17 protein-coding genes are annotated in these 16219 nt (G+C 64.2%); 10 read left to right on the top strand and 7 right to left on the bottom strand.

Going from position 1 to position 16219, the window contains the following annotated elements; translation table 11 throughout:
* Positions 1-49: 49 nt before the first annotated feature.
* From QMK31_RS12305 to QMK31_RS12290, 4 genes are read left to right on the top strand one after another with little or no spacing between them, the layout of a single operon-like run.
* A complete protein-coding gene (locus tag QMK31_RS12305) occupies positions 50-985 on the top strand; it encodes a transporter substrate-binding domain-containing protein (protein WP_283501235.1) in 936 nt (311 codons plus the stop codon).
* Positions 978-1961 (top strand): amino acid ABC transporter permease, encoded by a 984-nt coding sequence (locus QMK31_RS12300; RefSeq protein ID WP_283501234.1) that lies wholly within the window; start codon positions 978-980, stop codon positions 1959-1961. Before QMK31_RS12305 ends, QMK31_RS12300 begins: the two co-directional genes overlap by 8 nt.
* Positions 1958-2731 (top strand): amino acid ABC transporter ATP-binding protein, encoded by a 774-nt coding sequence (locus QMK31_RS12295; protein WP_283501233.1) that lies wholly within the window; start codon positions 1958-1960, stop codon positions 2729-2731. Before QMK31_RS12300 ends, QMK31_RS12295 begins: the two co-directional genes overlap by 4 nt.
* Positions 2732-2735: 4 nt before the next feature.
* Positions 2736-3122, top strand: coding sequence for a RidA family protein (locus QMK31_RS12290; RefSeq protein ID WP_283501232.1), 387 nt, complete (start codon positions 2736-2738; stop codon positions 3120-3122).
* Here the strand turns inward: QMK31_RS12290 and QMK31_RS12285 are convergent.
* Complete coding sequence (locus QMK31_RS12285; protein WP_283501231.1) at positions 3115-3795, bottom strand: TetR/AcrR family transcriptional regulator; 681 nt, start codon at positions 3793-3795, stop codon at positions 3115-3117. The two genes, QMK31_RS12290 and QMK31_RS12285, sit on opposite strands and share 8 nt — an antisense overlap.
* 93 nt (positions 3796-3888) lie before the next feature.
* Between QMK31_RS12285 and QMK31_RS12280 the strand changes: the two genes are divergently transcribed.
* Positions 3889-5364, top strand: coding sequence for an MFS transporter (locus QMK31_RS12280; RefSeq protein WP_283501230.1), 1476 nt, complete (start codon positions 3889-3891; stop codon positions 5362-5364).
* A gap of 20 nt (positions 5365-5384) precedes the next feature.
* Here the strand turns inward: QMK31_RS12280 and QMK31_RS12275 are convergent, their stop codons facing one another.
* Both QMK31_RS12275 and QMK31_RS12270 read right to left on the bottom strand, forming a co-directional pair.
* Entirely contained in the window at positions 5385-6275 is an 891-nt protein-coding gene (locus QMK31_RS12275; RefSeq protein ID WP_283501229.1) for a dihydrodipicolinate synthase family protein, read from the bottom strand.
* A gap of 225 nt (positions 6276-6500) precedes the next feature.
* Positions 6501-6701 (bottom strand): hypothetical protein, encoded by a 201-nt coding sequence (locus QMK31_RS12270; RefSeq protein ID WP_283501228.1) that lies wholly within the window; start codon positions 6699-6701, stop codon positions 6501-6503.
* A 284-nt stretch (positions 6702-6985) separates the two neighbouring features.
* Between QMK31_RS12270 and QMK31_RS12265 the strand changes: the two genes are divergently transcribed.
* From QMK31_RS12265 to QMK31_RS12255, 3 genes are all read left to right on the top strand, one after another.
* The gene (locus QMK31_RS12265; protein ID WP_283501227.1) at positions 6986-7456 is read left to right on the top strand and encodes a methyltransferase family protein; all 471 of its coding nucleotides are present in this window, start codon (positions 6986-6988) and stop codon (positions 7454-7456) included.
* Positions 7457-7524: 68 nt separating this feature from the next.
* Positions 7525-8523 carry an LLM class flavin-dependent oxidoreductase gene (locus tag QMK31_RS12260; protein ID WP_283501226.1) on the top strand — a complete coding sequence of 333 codons (999 nt, stop codon included), beginning with the start codon at positions 7525-7527 and terminating at the stop codon, positions 8521-8523.
* Positions 8524-8532: 9 nt separating this feature from the next.
* A complete protein-coding gene (locus QMK31_RS12255) occupies positions 8533-8883 on the top strand; it encodes an MmcQ/YjbR family DNA-binding protein (protein WP_283501225.1) in 351 nt (116 codons plus the stop codon).
* Between the two features lie 105 nt (positions 8884-8988).
* On the opposite strand, the gene QMK31_RS12250 is transcribed toward QMK31_RS12255, so the two are convergent.
* Positions 8989-9651 carry a histidine phosphatase family protein gene (locus QMK31_RS12250; protein WP_283501224.1) on the bottom strand — a complete coding sequence of 221 codons (663 nt, stop codon included), beginning with the start codon at positions 9649-9651 and terminating at the stop codon, positions 8989-8991.
* 166 nt (positions 9652-9817) lie between these two features.
* Between QMK31_RS12250 and QMK31_RS12245 the strand changes: the two genes are divergently transcribed.
* Positions 9818-10144, top strand: a complete 327-nt coding sequence (locus QMK31_RS12245; protein ID WP_283501223.1) for an antibiotic biosynthesis monooxygenase family protein — start codon at positions 9818-9820, stop codon at positions 10142-10144.
* A gap of 11 nt (positions 10145-10155) precedes the next feature.
* Here the strand turns inward: QMK31_RS12245 and QMK31_RS12240 are convergent, their stop codons facing one another.
* The 3 genes from QMK31_RS12240 to QMK31_RS12230 all read right to left on the bottom strand — a co-directional run bounded on the left by QMK31_RS12240 (position 10156) and on the right by QMK31_RS12230 (position 12112).
* Positions 10156-10605, bottom strand: a complete 450-nt coding sequence (locus QMK31_RS12240) for a hypothetical protein (protein WP_283501222.1) — start codon at positions 10603-10605, stop codon at positions 10156-10158.
* Positions 10602-11486 (bottom strand): DUF6545 domain-containing protein, encoded by an 885-nt coding sequence (locus tag QMK31_RS12235; RefSeq protein ID WP_283501221.1) that lies wholly within the window; start codon positions 11484-11486, stop codon positions 10602-10604. Before QMK31_RS12235 ends, QMK31_RS12240 begins: the two co-directional genes overlap by 4 nt.
* Before the next feature lie 131 nt (positions 11487-11617).
* Positions 11618-12112: a hypothetical protein gene (locus QMK31_RS12230; protein ID WP_283501220.1), complete on the bottom strand. Its 495-nt coding sequence runs from the start codon at positions 12110-12112 to the stop codon at positions 11618-11620.
* 488 nt (positions 12113-12600) lie between these two features.
* Here QMK31_RS12230 and metH point away from each other — a divergent pair, with 488 nt between their 5' ends.
* Positions 12601-16218, top strand: a complete 3618-nt coding sequence (gene metH / locus QMK31_RS12225) for a methionine synthase (RefSeq protein WP_283501316.1) — start codon at positions 12601-12603, stop codon at positions 16216-16218.
* The last annotated feature ends 1 nt before the right edge of the window (position 16219 follow it).

Here is a 16219-nt window from a genome sequence, read left to right as displayed (position 1 = left end):
CAGCCACGCAGATTCCTCCCGCTTCAACAATCTGGAATGAGATCGGTCAATGACTATTCATCGGGCACAGAAGGCTCAGGCGCACGGCGTGACAACGGCGACTATCGGGCTCGCCATCGCGTCAACGCTTTTCTTTTCGGGTTGCGCAGCCGACGCTGCTCCGGCCGTCGAAGCAACGGATGCCGCGGCGGCGGCGCTCCTGCCGGATGACATACGCGACGGTGGCGTGCTAACCGTTGGAACATTCGCGCCGTCACCGCCCACGCGGATGTATGAAGAAGATGGCACAACCCTCACGGGCCTCGACATTGCTATCGTGGAATCCATTGGAAAATCCCTCGGGCTGACCGTGGAGTTCTCCAATATGAAGTGGGACGGTTTGCTTCCGGCGCTGCGGTCGGAACGGTTCAATGTCGTCGCTGCTCAGGTGGGCGACTTTGAAGAACGCCGCATGAACGGTGATTTTGTTGATTACTTCACGACCGGAGCGGCCGCGATGGGTCTCGCCGCCGCCGACGGCGACTACTCAGACGTACTCGATCTGTGCGGCAAACGCGTGGGATTCCAGACCGGTGTCGCAGCGGCCACCGCGCTGCCGCTGCTGTCCGAGCGTTGCCTGACCGAACGTCCCGATGCGGGAGCCATGGCGCTCAGCCCATTCCCCGCCGACGCGGCCGGGCTTCTGGCCCTGCGCAGCGGGCAGCTGGACATCCACGTTATGGACGGCACCGGAGCCACCTATCAGGCGTCGCTGGACCAGCCGGGTGAACCCCTCGCCGTCGTGATCGATGCCGTCGTTGAACGGGCCAACATCGGCCTGGTCATCAACAAGAAGAAGCCCGAACTGCGCGATGCCATCGCGACGGCACTCGAAACGATGCTCACCAACGGTGAGTACGAGACGATCCTAAAGGAATACGCCATGGAGCAGTACGGGGTGAAAGCGATCACCATCAACCAGACCGAAACGGCAACCGGTGAATAGCACGCGGGCACAAGCCCTCCTCGGAGCGGATCGCACGGCCGCCACGGACGGACCCCGGCCCCGGGGCGCGACATCGATCGTGCAGGTGATTCCCGCCCGCTACCCGTACCGCTGGATTGGGGGCAGCATCGCGCTGCTGTTGTGCGTCTGGGGACTGTACACGGTCGCGACCTCGCCGAACATCACCTGGTCGGTCGTAGCGGCGTACATCCTCAACGGAACAATTCTTGAGGGTATGCGGCTGACGATCGTGCTCACCATCGTTTCGCTCACCGTTGGGGTGATTCTCGGAACCGTGCTGGCCACCATGCGGCTCTCCAATAACCCTGTTCTCCAGGTGATCAGTAGCGCATACATCACCACCTTTCGCGGCACCCCCTTGCTGATCCAGATCATCTTCTGGTTCAACATCGCCCTCGTTGTCCCGGTGATCCGGATCGGCTGGCCGCAGGCCGGTTTTGGGTTCGAAACACAGACCAACGTCATCATGACGGCGATGACCGCCGCCATTCTGGCGCTCGGCCTGAACGAGGCCGCCTACATGGCCGAAATCGTGCGTGGCGGCATCATCTCGGTGCCCAAGGGCCAGGACGAAGCAGCGAGCTCGCTCGGGCTGACCAAACGGCAGGCTATGTGGCGGGTTGTGCTTCCCCAGGCGGTGCGGGCCATTGTTCCGCCGACCGGAAATCAACTCATCATCGTGCTCAAGAACACGTCGCTCGTGAGCGTCATTGCGGCGCGGGAGCTACTTACCGCAACGCAGCAAATCTACTCGACCAACTTTTACACGATCGAACTGCTCATCGTTGCGGCCGGCTGGTACATGGTCATGACCGCCGTCGCCACAATTTTGCAAGGCTACCTCGAGTCGCGACTGGAATACTCGCTGCGCTCGCGCACGCATCCGTTTCACAAACGTTTCGTGCGTTCGCTGCTGTCGATCGGAAGGAAGAACTACATGGAGGTCCGCGGATGATTCTCGAGGACGCACCCCTGATTCTGGACGCTTTCGACGTGCACAAGTCATACGGCGAGCACGAGGTGCTCAAGGGCATCACCTCCGAGGTAATGAAAGGCGAGGTGGTCTGTCTGCTTGGGCCGTCGGGGTCAGGCAAGTCCACTTTTTTGCGCTGTGTAAACCAGCTCGAAAAGCCCGATGTCGGCTCGATTCAGATCAACGGCGAGCTCATCGGTTACGAACGGCGCGGCGACAAGCTTTTCGAACTGAGCGACGATCGTCTGGCCGCGCAGCGTTGCATGACGGGGATGGTATTCCAGAACTTCAACCTGTTCGGTCACCTCAACGCCATCGAGAACATCATGCTGGCGCCGCGGCTCGTTTTGAAACAAGACAAAGATGAGACGCGGCACGAGGCCGAGCGGCTGCTGGACCAGGTGGGGCTCAAGGGACGAGAACGTGCCTATCCCAGTCAGCTCTCCGGTGGTCAGCAGCAGCGTGTGGCCATTGCTAGGGCCCTGGCTATGAAGCCGCAACTCATGCTGTTCGACGAACCGACCTCCGCTCTCGATCCTCAGCTGGTCGGTGAGGTCCTCAGCGTTATTCGCGGGTTGGCCGAAACGGGAATGTCGATGATGATTGTCACCCACGAGATCTCTTTCGCCCGCAGTGTTGCCGACAAAGTCATGTTCATGGCCGATGGCGTGGTGATTGAGGTCGGCCCGCCAAGTCAGGTGCTCGACAATCCGCAGGCTGAGCGCACCATCGAATTTCTTAGCGAGCTGTGAGCCAATGACGATTGCCCGAATTCCTCCCATCGGACCGCCCAACCCGAGCGCCCTGGCTTCCGGCGGCACCGCATACGGGGGTCTGGTCTACACGACGCAGATTCCGCGGAGGCCCGATGGCAGCATCGAACTCGGTGAAATGTCCCTCCAGGCCGAACAGACCCTGCAGAATCTGCAGAAAGCGCTCACGTCGTTGGGTAGTGGACTCTCCAAGCTCATGCATTTGACCATCTACGTCACGAATATAGCGGACCTGCCCGCATTCAATGAGGTCTATGCCCGGTTGGTTCCTCGGCCGTATCCATCGCGCTGCGCCATCGGTGTGCAGGGCTTGGCTGTTGACGGAATGCGCGTCGAAGTCACCGCCGTTGCCGTGGCGGTGACTATCTAGCCGTGTTGCCGTCCCGCTGAGCTTGCGGGCGGCCGAGGCCCACGGCGGGCAGCACGATGCCGTCGATCAGGCCGATGAAGAATTCCCGATTGACCGGTTTCTGAAGCACCAAAACCCGGTAGATGGCCATTGACTGGCTCAGCATCGCGAGGTTGTCGATGTCGCAGTCGGCCGAGATCTCGCCGCGGTCGATCGCTCGCTGCAACAGAATGCGATTAGCGGATGCCCGTGGCTCAACAATCGCCGCCCGCGCCGCCTCTGCCAACTCGGGAGTGCGGGAGATCATCGACATGAGCCCGGCCATGATGCGCATCTTGCGAGCGCCGTCTTCAACGGCGTGTGGTTTGATCATGGCCACGAGGTCCCCGCGCAGAGTACCGGTGTCGGGAAGGTGATCGCGGTCGAAACCTCCGCGTTTCATGCAGGCGACGGCGTCGATGACCAGTTCACCCTTCGACGGCCACCGGCGGTAGAGGGTGGCTTTGCCCGCTTTGGCCCGAGCGGCGACCATTTCCATGGTCATGCCGTCATAGCCGGTTTCGGCGAGCACTTCCAGGGCGGCCTCGAGAATGTCGGGATCGCGGGTGTGGTCGCGTTTGCGCCCCAGTTTGGGGCTCGCATCAGGGCCACGGCCAGGCTGGCTGGTGTCGAGCTGGCTGGTGCCGAGCGTCATTGCTGGGCCCCCTTCGTTTCGCCTGTGTAAATTATTGCATATTCAGGAACTGTTCATATCCGGAACTGTTTGGTTTCGTATAGAGTATCCGATATGTCACAGACTTCCTCCGTCGCTTCGCCCGAAATCGTCGCCGCACCGCCCACCTCCCGCCGCTGGTGGACCCTTATTGTTGTTGGCCTGGCCCAGCTCATGGTCGTGCTCGATTCGACCGTTGTTAACATCGCCCTGCCGTCGGCTCAAGCCGACCTCGGCTTTTCGAATGGCGACCGGCAGTGGATCGTCACCGCATACTCGCTTGCCTTCGGCAGCCTGCTGCTGCTCGGTGGTCGACTCTCCGACCTGATCGGGCGAAAACGCACGTTCATTGTCGGCCTGATCGGGTTCGCCGCAGCATCGGCACTCGGTGGAGCGGCCGACAGCTTCGGCATGCTCGTCGGTGCCCGGGCCCTGCAAGGTGCGTTCGGCGCGCTGCTCGCCCCGACCGCCCTGGCTGTTCTCACCACGACGTTCACCATTCCCAGGGAACGGGCCAAGGCCTTCGGTGTGTTCGGTGCCATCGCCGGTGCCGGCGGCGCTTTCGGACTGCTGCTCGGCGGCTACCTCACTGAAAACTTCGACTGGCGTTGGAACCTCTATATCAACGTCTTTATCGCCGCCATTGCCATCATTGGTGCCGTCATTTTTGTCAGCCACGTCACCCGCACGGGCCCCCGCCCCAAGCTTGACATCCCCGGAACGCTACTCGTCTCCGGCGCCCTGTTCGGCCTGGTCTACGGCTTCTCTAACGCGGAGACCGACGGCTGGGACTCCGTTCTGACCTGGGGCACGCTGTCGGTCGCCGGGATTCTGCTGGTCGGGTTCGTACTCTGGCAACGTAAGGCGGCGCATCCGCTGCTGCCATTGGCGATCGTGCTGGACCGCAACCGCGCTGCGGCCTACATTTCTATCCTCATTGCCGGCGCTGGTATGTTCGGCATCTTTTTGTTCGTGACCTACTACCTGCAAACCTCGCTGCAGTACTCGCCGATGCAGACCGGTGTGTCGTTCCTGCCGATGATCGCCATGCTCGTGCTCGCGGCTCAGCTATCGACGAATATTTTCGTGCCGCGTTTCGGGCCGAAAATTCTCGTACCAATCGGGATGAGCTTGGGTGCGATTGGCATGATCTATCTGACCCATCTCGACCTGAACAGCGTCTACGCCATTGATGTGCTGCCGCCGCTGATGATTCTCGGACTGGCAATGGGAACCATCATGCCCGCCTCGATGCAGACCGCCACCCTCGGTGTCGACGGGCAATTCGCCGGCGTCGCCTCGGCCATGGTCAACACCAGCCAGCAGGTTGGCGGGTCTATCGGCACCGCCCTGCTCAACACCCTCGCGGCCACTGCGGCGACCAACTATGTCGCCGCGAACCTGCCGGCGACGGCCGCGGTCGCCGCCCAGGCCGCCGTGCAGAGTTACGCGGTCGCGTACTGGTGGGGTTCCGGGTTCTTCTTCTTCGGCGCCCTGGTGGCCGCATTGCTGTTTCGTCGCATCGGGCACGGCATCTCGCTGCGCCACTAGCTCTACCTGGGCCAGCTCGTTCAGGTCAGCTGGGCCAGGCCCAGCTCGCCGAGAGCGGCGTCGAGTTCGCGGCGGCTGGCCGGGTCGAGTGGGAGCAGCGGGAGCGGCAGGTTGGGGGAGCTGACCAGGCCGAGCAACTCGGCCGCGGCTGACATGACGCGGAGGCTGCCATGCCGGCGAAAGAGCGCCCACAGGGGTTCCAGCCGGTCGGAGGCCGCGGCCGCCGCCTGGTCGCCGGCTTGGGCGACGCGGGCGATGGCCAGCGCGGATTCGGGAAAGAGCCCGCCGAGCACGCTGTACCAGGCGTCGGCGCCGCCGAGGAGTCCGCCAGCGGCGAGCCAGTCCCCGGAGACACCGATGGTGACGTGCGCGGGTACCACTGCCCGGAGCGCGGCGATTCTGGCCGGGGCATCATCGGCGGCAATGCCGGGAATCTTGATCGAGCCGATGTTCGGCAGTGCGGCAATGCGACCGTGCAACTCGTCGCTGAACGTGACGTGCGTCGTGCCCGGGTTGTCGTAAACGACCAGTGGAACGGACAATTCTGCCGTGACGGTCTCATATAGCCCGAACACCTCGTCGTCGGTCAACGGCTGATAGGTCACGGGCGCGAGCAGTACCGCGGCGGCGCCGGCGGTTTGCGCATCCGCTGCGAGGTTGAGCACGTCGAGGGTGCGGAGAGCGCCGATTCCCACGATCACCGGGGTCGTGCCTGCCCCCTCGACCGCAGCCCGGGCAGTGCGGGCACGCTGCTCGCGGCTGAGATAGGCGTACCCACCGGTCGAACCGAGCGCTCCGATCGAGTCGACGCCGGCGGCGGCGAGCCGCGACACCAGACCAACGAACGCACGCTCATCGATCCCATTCTCGTCCGTGGGAGTCAGGGGAAATGCGCTAAGGCCCGTGAACATGGGTGTGCTCCTTCGTCGGTGAGCGCGCTAGCGGCGCTGTGACCATCCTCTCGCACCGTGCACGGTCAGAACGGCCATGCGCGCGCCCCAGACGGGTAGCCGCTACAGTAACCGGCGTAGCGGCTACCCAAATCGGGCGCGCGCATCCGTTCTTCTGGCGCGATGGTGTTGTTCGGGCGCAGCCGGACAGGTTAGGCAGCCGTACAGGTCAGGCAGCCGTACAGGTCAGGCAGCCAGGGGAGTGGCACCGGACGCCCAACGAATGGCGCGCACCCCGGCCCGGGTGCCGTGCATGTCGTCAACATGGCCGCGCAGGCGGCGGCATTCCACGAGGTCCTCGGCCGGCGTGACGTGGGGGTCGCGGCAGGAGCTGTCGTATCCGGTGTAGTCAATCTCAAGCAGGAGTTCGTCGTCGGTCATAGTCATGGTTCCACTTCAGCGGGGCAACTCGGTGAGCTGCCGGGCGGATGCACGTGGCAAAGCACGCGCTTGCCCCGAATTGATCATTCGCGAATGTGAAGCACGCAATCGGCATCGAAGCCCGATGTCACTCTCCGGCGGCATCGGCGGAGCTGGTCTCTTCGTTCGAGGTTAAGGCGCGCGTGTGCGGATTGTCTGCATTATGTCGAAAATGTTTCATTTCGTTACACCGTGATGAGGCAGTGCTCATCTGCGTTGGCGCCGTGCACTATTGGGCGTACCCTCAAGCTATGAAACGTGCTCTCGCACTCAGCTTGGTTGCCGGGCAATTTCTGTTGCTGGGTGCGCTCGCCTTTCTGCCGCACGGCTCGCTCTGGTCGACCGGCGTCGGCCTCGTCGTGGCCGCTGTCGCGTTGGGACTGGTCGGTGCCTCACTGGCGGTGCTTGGAGTTATAGCACTCGGTCCGGCCTTGACCGCGAGTCCGATTCCCCGCGAGCGTGCCCCGCTGATCACTTCGGGGGTGTACAGCCTCATGCGAAGCCCGATTTACGCGGGACTCATGACCGGCGGCCTTGCGCTCGTGCTGGTGGGGGCATCCGCGTGGCACGTCGTGGTGTGGATCGCTTTGGTCGGGCTGCTGTCGGTGAAGACGCGCTGGGAAGAACGGATGCTCGTGGCCGAGCACCCCGATTATCTCTCCTACGGTTCGCGCGTCGGACGCTTCATGCCCGGCGTCGGCCGACTGCCCGAGGCCGGCTGAGTCACGACGACTTCGCGTTGCTTTGGCATGCCGGGTAACGATTTGGGCGCGTACGTGTTGGCCCCAGTATGACTATTCCGCTCTCCATCCTTGACCTCGCCCCGATTGCCCCCGGGCAGACCGCTCGGGAGAGCTTCGCGGCGAGTGTCGCGCTCGCGCAGGCCGCCGAGAAACACGGTTATGAGCGGGTCTGGTACGCCGAGCACCACAATATGCCAACCATCGGATCGTCGGCGACGAGCATTCTGATCGGCCACGTGGCCGGGCAGACCCGCACGATCCGGCTGGGATCCGGCGGCGTCATGCTGCCCAACCACTCTCCGCTCGTCATTGCCGAGCAGTACGGCACCCTTGCCGAGCTCTACCCCGACCGTATCGACCTGGGTCTCGGGCGTGCGCCCGGCAGCGACCAGAACACCGCCAGGGCGATGCGCCGGGACCCGCGCGCCTCCGACCAGTTTCCGCAGGACGTCATGGAACTGCAGGCCTACCTCCGCGGCCAGTCGATCGTGCCCGGCGTTCAGGCGGTACCCGGCGCCGGCACCAATGTGCCGCTGTACATTCTCGGGTCATCGCTCTTCGGTGCCGGGCTCGCGGCCGCGCTCGGACTGCCATACGCCTTCGCGTCGCACTTCGCTCCCGACGCGCTGCACGACGCCATCGCGCTCTACCGCCGCGACTTCACCCCGTCGGAGCAGCTCGCCGCCCCGCACCTCATCGTGGCCGCCAACGTGATCGCAGCCGATGATAAAGCGGATGCCGTGCACCAGTTCGAGACCACTCGCCGCACGCGGGTGCGCGGCATGCTATCCCGCGGACCGGCGACCCCCGAGTACAGCGACGACCAGATCGACGTTTTTCTGACCACGCCGGAGGGCCGCAATATCGCCAAGATGATGCGCTATTCCGCGGTCGGCACGGCCGAGGAGGTGCGCGCCTACCTTGAGGAGTTCGCCGAGGGAACCGGGGCAGACGAGCTCATTCTCGCCCACCAGTCGCCGTTCATCGACGGCCGTCTGCGTTCGGTAAAACTGACCGCCGACGCGATGAACCTCGTCGCAGCGTAGATTGGCGACATGACCCCTGACGCGCTCGTCGACCTCTGCCTGAGCCTGCCGCAGGCTGTGGAGACGTTTCCATTCGGTGAGGAGACGAGCGTGTTCAAGACCAGCGGCAACGGCAAGATCTTCGCCCTCGCGGCGCTGGCGAGCGAGCCGCTCACTGTGTCGCTCAAGTGCGATCCGGAGGAGAGCCGCGCCCTGCGCGAGGAGTTTCCGGAGTGGATCACACCGGGCTATCACCTCAATAAGAAACACTGGATCACGATCGTGCAGGACGGCCACGTACCCGATGAGCTCGTCGAGCAGTTATTGCGCGACAGCCACGCGCTCGTGCGCCCGCGAGTGCCCCGGCGCGGGCCGCAGTAGCCTTTCGAGATCGATCGCCGCCACCTCTGGCGGTCTCTACAAGCTCGGCCAGCGGATGCGGGTCGGCGCACGAAACTCACGGGTCGGCGGGCGGATGCCGCGAACTCAGACCTCGTCGAGCGGCTCGCCCAGGGGGTCTGCGGCGCCGAGGTCGGCGAGAGCCATTCCGCCAACCGGCAGGCCGGCCCAGGACAGCAGGGTCCAGCCCTCGTCGGGCGAGCCGGTGAGCTCGACCACCCCGGTGTTGTCGAGCTCGTTCTCGCCCGCGAAGGTTGCCGGCACGTTCTGAGCGCGGGCGGCGGTCCACACGCGAATGGCCGCGCCGTGGCTGAACACCGCGGCGACGTCTGCGTTCGCGGCCGCCACAGCAATGTCGGCATCGAACCGCCGAAAGAAGTGGTGACCGTCGTGAGCGCCGGGCATTCGCTGGTCGAGGTCACCAGAACCCCAGGCCACTGCGGTTTGCAGATAGCTGCGCACGGATTCTCGATCGCGAAGTCCCTCGAGCGCGCCGGCTTCGATTTCATGCAGGCCGGTCGCGACCTGCAGCTCGAGGCCGCGATCGGCGGCGAGCGGATGCGCCGTCAGCTGGGTGCGCAGCAGCGTCGACACGAAAATGGCGTCGATGGGGTCGGAGCGCAAGGCGTCGGGAATAGCCGCGGCCTGGCGCAGGCCGAGATCGGTCAAGCCTGGGCCAGGACGTTCGGTGTCGAGCCGTCCGAGAACGTTGCCGGGAGTCTGGCCGTGGCGGATCAGGAGAAGTCGCATGGTTTCTCCAGCATAAGCAATGGTCTTTACGAATAGGGAACGCAGCTCGGTTCGGGGAGCCGGATGGGCCCCCGGCGAGGTCGCGCCGAGGAAACGGCGCGGCCTCGCAGCGGAAAGTGGCAGCATGGTGGAAATACCTTCGAGCGTTCGAACAGAAAGCAGCCCCATGACGATCATCAAAATCAACGCCATTACCGTGCCGAGCGACGGCGGCGACGAGCTGGCCCAGCGCTTCGCCGCCCGTGCCGGTGCCGTCGACGACCGCCCCGGTTTTGAGGGCTTCGAACTGCTCAAGCCCACGGATGACCGCCTGACCTGGCTCGTCGTGACTCGTTGGGCCGACGAGGAATCGTTTCAGGCCTGGCTGAGCTCCCCGTCCTTCGCGCACGGGCACCGCAGCGAGACGCCGAAGGAAGGCGAACCGGCCGCACGCCCCGTCGGTGTGAGCAGTGAGCTGTGGTCGTACACGATCGCCGGCGGTACCGGGCACTGACCCGGCCGCTCTCAGACGGGCGGGCTGGCCTCTGGAGGGGGGCTCTCGTTCGCCAGCAGCTCGGTGATCGACTGCAGCGTCTCGGGGGAGACGTCGCCGAGCATTCTCGCCGCGAAGCTCACCACGCGTTGAACGCGGAGACTCTTCACGAACGCGAGTTGAGCGTCGACGCGTTCGGGCAGGTCCCCGCCTCCGCCGAGCATGTATTCCGGGGGGATGCGGAAGAACTCGGCTATGCCGGTTAGCAACGCCGGATCGGTAACGAGAGGCCCCTCGCCGGTGATCATGTAAGCCCAGCGTGCCCGTGACAGGGTCAGGCCGCGTTCGTTCAAGCCTGCTTCAATCTGGCGATACGTGTAGGGGGTGTTGCCCTCGGCCACGACGACGTCGAGCAGCAGGTTGAGCTTGCGCGCCAGCTCGAGCTGCGGGCTCACGGGGTGGGATTCGGGCGTGGCCATCATCGGTTGCGTCCGAAGACTTCGCTGGGTTCGACCGGTGATATGGCCCGGGTACGAGCTTCGGCCAAATCGAGGGTGGTCTGCTCGGCCAGAGAAAGGGTCTGCCCGGGGTGCAGCAGCAGGCTGTCGCGAATTTCGACATGCCGCCGATACAGGTGAACGCCCGGTGCACGCACCGTGAGCAGTTGCCGGGGGGACAGGTGACGCTCGATGCTGAGGTACGGAGTGTCGCCTAGTATGCGCTGCCACATGGGAGTGATGCGCCAGAGCAGTGTGCGGTCGCGGTAGTTTTTTCGACCGGCGGCGAGTCCGTCGACCGTTGTTGTGAGCCCCAGGCCGACGACGAGACTGATCGGTGAAACGAGCAGTATCAGGGTATAGAGCGTCAAAGCCCAGCCGATGAGGCGAAAGTCCGGGTATAGAACGGCCAGCACGGCGCTCGCCAGGCTGATTGCTACGTAAGCGAGAACACCGAGGCCGGCGAGCACCATAAGTCCCAACGAGATTCGCGTGACCAAGCGGTGTTGCCGCCGCATATCTAAGAGACACGCGATGGTAAAAGTTACCGCAAAGATTGCCATGGCGATCCAGGTAGTAGCCGCATAAGCAGCAAAGTCCCAACGGGACATGAAGGCCGCAGAAATATTTTTTGTGACACGCCAGTCGCTTCCAAAGAACAGAATGGACTGGGCCACAATTATCGCCGCAGCAATCCCCACGGTGGCACGCTTACGAGCACGCGTTGGACCGTTCGGCAGGGTTGCTTCTTGCACGATGACATCGAGGATGGCGATGGCGACAATACTCAAAGCGTGGAAAGCGAAGTAGGTCACGTTGCCGCCACCGAGGAGCGCATCCACTGGCCTGTAGACGAGTTGGGGCATAAGCGTTGTGGACAATGCGAATACGACAAGAAACAGTAGAACGGGTCGGCGCCGCCCATGAATGGCGGAAGGCACGCAGATGAGTGCGGCAATCCAGATCGCGGTCGAGAGAGATATAAGGACGGCCTGCACTAGAGAACTCGTCCGAATCCGGTTTGGGTGCCATAGGCCGCTGCGGGCCCATCGTGCAACATCATCAATGCCAGTTGATCGCCGATGACCTCAGCGAGGGCCTCCTGCTCGTCGGTGAACCGGCTGCGAGACAGTGCGTAGGCGATGGCATCCAGCGGAATCAGCGGTGCCAGCAGAGCGACCCGCTCCGCCGAGAGCAGCACTTGTTCCTGGTCGAGAATCATGTGGCCGAATTCGTGATTGATGAACTGCTGACGGTGCACCATGGAGGTCGTCGGCGCATGGTGGATTCGCTCAAAACTCTCCCCGGCCACGGCAATCCAAAGCCCGCAGAGACCAACCTCGAGCATGGCCGGGGTCGCGATCTGCACCACGATCTTCTTACCACGCACCGTTTCCATATGCTGGTGCAGCAATTGGGCCGTCAGGGGGCGGGGCAGGTTCAGCGCAACCACCATGGCGTGCGCCTGTTTCTGGCGTGACGCATAGCTCATTGATACCCCCTGTTGGCCCACCCAGCCTACCGCCCGCCTGATGCGGCCAGAGCGGATGCGTGCAGCGGCATCTCCCCATGGGTTACGATAGACATGTCTAACGTGGCTTCCGGGGGGAAGCGGCTGCGGTGACGCTCGTGAATTGCGAAATATGCGGGGGCTCCGATCTCTGTGCCTGGCACAGGATCTTTCGTCACTCACCGAGTAGTTACCGCGTGCCACGCGGCCCGCACGACACTCGGCGCCCCTGGGGCGCCGAGTTGCGGCGGCAGTCTGGGTCGGCGCCGAGTTGCGGCGGCAGTCTGGGTCGGCGCCGAGTTGCGGCGGCAGTCTGGGTCGGCGCCGAGTTGCGGCGGCAGTCTGGGTCGGCGCCGAGTTGCGGCGGTCTCAACCGGAGCCGCGCGCACCCGCTCAGGCTAAGAAACGTTACTTCGGCGAAGCCGGCCGTTCACACCCGCCGTTAAGCTGATCCAATGAGCACCGAGCCAATGAGTACCGAGCGAACAACCGACGCCGAATCCCCCGTCGAAGCGGCGCGCCCGGCTCGGTCCCAGGCCCTGCTCGCTGCCGTCACGAACTCCGTGGTGATTGCCGACGGCGCCATGGGCACCATGCTGCAGGAGCACAACCCCACCCTCGACGACTACCAGCAGCTCGAGGGCTGCAACGAGATCCTGAACGTGAGCCGCCCCGACATCATTGCGGCCATTCACGACGTCTACCTCGAGACCGGCATCGACGCCATCGAGACCAACACCTTCGGCGCGAACTGGTCGAACCTCTCCGACTACGGCATCGAAGACCGCATCGAGGAACTCGCCCGGCTCGGAGCCGAGATCGCCCGCACCAGCGCTGAAAAATTCGAGGCCCGTGATGGTCGAATGCGCTGGGTGCTCGGCTCGATGGGCCCGGGTACCAAGCTGCCGAGCCTCGGCCACACCACCTACGCCAATCTCAAGGCCACCTTCGCCGAGCAGGCGCTCGGGCTCATTCACGGCGGCGCTGACGCCTTTCTCATCGAAACCTCGCAGGACCTGCTGCAGACCAAGAGCGCGGTGAACGGCTGCAAGCAGGCAATCAGTGAGACCGGCATCCGCTTGCCGATTTTTGTCGAGGTGACGGTCGAGACCACCGGAACCATGCTCATGGGCAGTGAAATCGGCGCCGCGCTGACCGCGCTCGAACCGCTCGGCATCGATGCGATCGGCCTGAACTGTGCCACCGGGCCGACCGAGATGAGTGAGCACCTGCGGCACCTCTCGAAGTTCTCGCGCGTGCCCGTGATCTGTATGCCGAACGCCGGCTTGCCGCAGCTCACCAAAACCGGCGCGAGCTATCCGCTGACCCCCGACCAGCTCGCCACGGCGCACGAACAGTTTGTGAAGGAGTTCGGGCTGGGGCTGGTGGGCGGATGCTGTGGCACGACTCCAGCACACATGCGCAAGGTGGTCGAGCGGTTGCGCGGCGTCACCGCAAAGCCGCGCGTTCTCGAAGCGGATGCCGGCGTCGCGAGCCTGTACCAGCACGTCAGTTTCGACCAGGACAGCGCCTTTCTCGCCATCGGCGAACGCACCAACGCCAACGGCTCCCGCGCCTTTCGCGACGCAATGCTCGCCGAAAACTGGGACGACTGCGTCGACATCGCCCGCAGCCAGGTGCGCGACGGCGCCCACCTGCTCGACGTCTGCATCGACTACGTCGGCCGCGACGGCATCGCCGACATGAAGCAGGTCGTCTCAAGGCTCGCGAGCGCGTCGACCCTGCCGCTCGTCGTCGACTCCACCGAGCCGGCCGTGCTGCAGGCCGGTATGGAACTCATCGGCGGACGCCCGGTGGTGAACTCGGTCAACTTCGAAGACGGCGAAGGGCCCACCTCGCGGTTCGGGCGCATCATGCCGCTCGTGAAAGAGCACGGCGCCGCCGTGATCGCCCTCACCATCGACGAAGAGGGCCAGGCCCGCACCGCCGAACACAAGGTGCGCATCGCCACCCGCCTGGTCGACACGCTCGTCAACGTCTGGGGCATGCGCGTCGAGGACATCATCGTGGATGCCCTGACCTTTCCGATCGCGACCGGGCAGGAAGAAACCCGTCGCGACGGCATCGAGACCATCGAGGCGATTCGGCAGATCAAGGCCAAGTACCCCGGTATTCACACCACCCTCGGCGTCTCGAACGTGTCGTTCGGACTGAACCCGGCCGCCCGGTCGGTGCTCAACTCGGTGTTTTTGCACGAGGCCACCGAGGCCGGCCTCGACTCCGCCATTGTCAACTCCGCCAAGATCGTGCCGCTCGCCTCTGTACCTGACGACCGCCGCAAGGTAGCCCTCGACCTGGTTTGGGATCGCCGGGAATACGACGCCGACGGTACCCTCACCTACGACCCGCTGGTCGCGCTCCTCGACCTGTTCGCGGGCGTCGACTCCGCCGCCCTGAAAGATGAACGCGCCGCTGAGCTCGCCGCCCTACCTGTTGGGGAACGGCTGGAACGCCGCATTATTGACGGTGAGGCCAAGGGGCTCGAGGCCGATCTTGACCTCGCCCGGGCCGGCGGCCTGAGCGCCCTCGACATCGTCAACGTGCACCTGCTCGTGGGCATGCAGGTTGTCGGCGCGCGGTTTGGCAGCGGCGAGATGCAGTTGCCGTTTGTGCTGCAATCCGCCGAGGTTATGAAGGCCGCCGTGGCACTGCTGGAGCCGCACATGGAGAAATCCGAAGCGGCCGGCAAGGGCACCATCGTGCTTGGCACCGTGCGCGGCGACGTGCACGACATTGGCAAGAACCTCGTCGATATCATTCTTACCAACAACGGCTACGACGTGATCAACATCGGTATCAAGCAGCCGATAGCCGAGTTCATTCGGGTCGCTGAGGAGAACAACGCCGACGTGATCGGCATGAGCGGCCTGCTCGTGAAATCCACGGTCGTGATGAAGGAGAACCTGCTCGAACTCGAGTCGCGCGGACTAGCAAACAAATGGCCGATTCTGCTCGGCGGCGCCGCCCTCACCCGCTCCTATGTTGAAGACGACCTCGACAGTGTCTTCGCCGGGCAGGTTCGTTACGCCCGCGACGCCTTCGAAGGCCTGGCGTTGATGGAGCCACTCGTGGCCATCGCTCGCGGTGCCGATCCGTCAACGGTCGGTCTGCCCGCGCTCAAAAAACGCATTCACAAGAAGAGCCTCCTCACCCTCACCGAGCCGGAAGAGATGCCCGGCCGCTCCGAGGTGTCCCGCGACAACCCCATTCCGGTACCGCCGTTCTGGGGCACCCGCATCGTCAAGGGCGTGGCCCTCGCCGAGTTCTCGGCCTTTCTCGACGAACGCGCCACCTTTATGGGCCAGTGGGGGCTGAAACCAAGCCGGGCCGAAGACGGCGCCAGCTATCAGGAGCTGGTCGACACCGTCGGTCGGCCGCGCCTGCGCTACTGGCTCGACCGCATCCTCGGCGAAGGCATGCTCGACGCCTCCGTAGCCTACGGTTACTTCCCGGTCGTCGCCGAGGGCGACGACCTGGTCGTGCTCCACCACGGCGACGACCCCACCGGGCTCGTCGGCCAGGCCGGCCTGCTCGCACCCGACGGCGGCTCGGGCGACGAGCTCGGCACCGATCGCCTGCGGTTCAACTTTCCCCGCCAGCGCCGCGACAAGCACCTCTGCCTGGCCGACTTCGTGCGTTCCAGAGACGCCGGCCAAACGGATGTCGTCGCCCTCCAGCTGGTCACCGCCGGCTCCCACGTTGACGAGGTCACGGCCAAGATGTTCGCCGCGAACCAGTACCGCGACTATATGGAACTCAATGGACTGACCATGCAGCTCACCGAGGCCCTCGCCGAGTACTGGCACTCGCGCATCCGCTCTGAACTCGGTGTGGGCGGCGAGGACCCCACCGATATTGCCGGCATGTTCAAGCTCGAGTATCGTGGCGCCCGGTTCTCGCTGGGCTACCCGGCCTGCCCAGAGATGGAGGATCGTCGCAAGGTGGTTGAACTGCTGAAGCCGGAGCGTATGGGTGTGGTCTTGTCGGAGGAATTGCAGCTGCACCCGGAGCAGTCCACCGACGCGTTCGTCTTTCACCACCCGGAAGCGAAGTACTTCTCGGTCTGAC

The sequence above is a fragment of the Cryobacterium sp. PH31-O1 genome (assembly GCF_030063455.1).
Classification (GTDB): Bacteria; Actinomycetota; Actinomycetes; order Actinomycetales; family Microbacteriaceae; genus Cryobacterium.
Note: the sequence above shows the minus strand (reverse complement) of the source record. Positions and strands in the feature narration are given on the sequence as shown.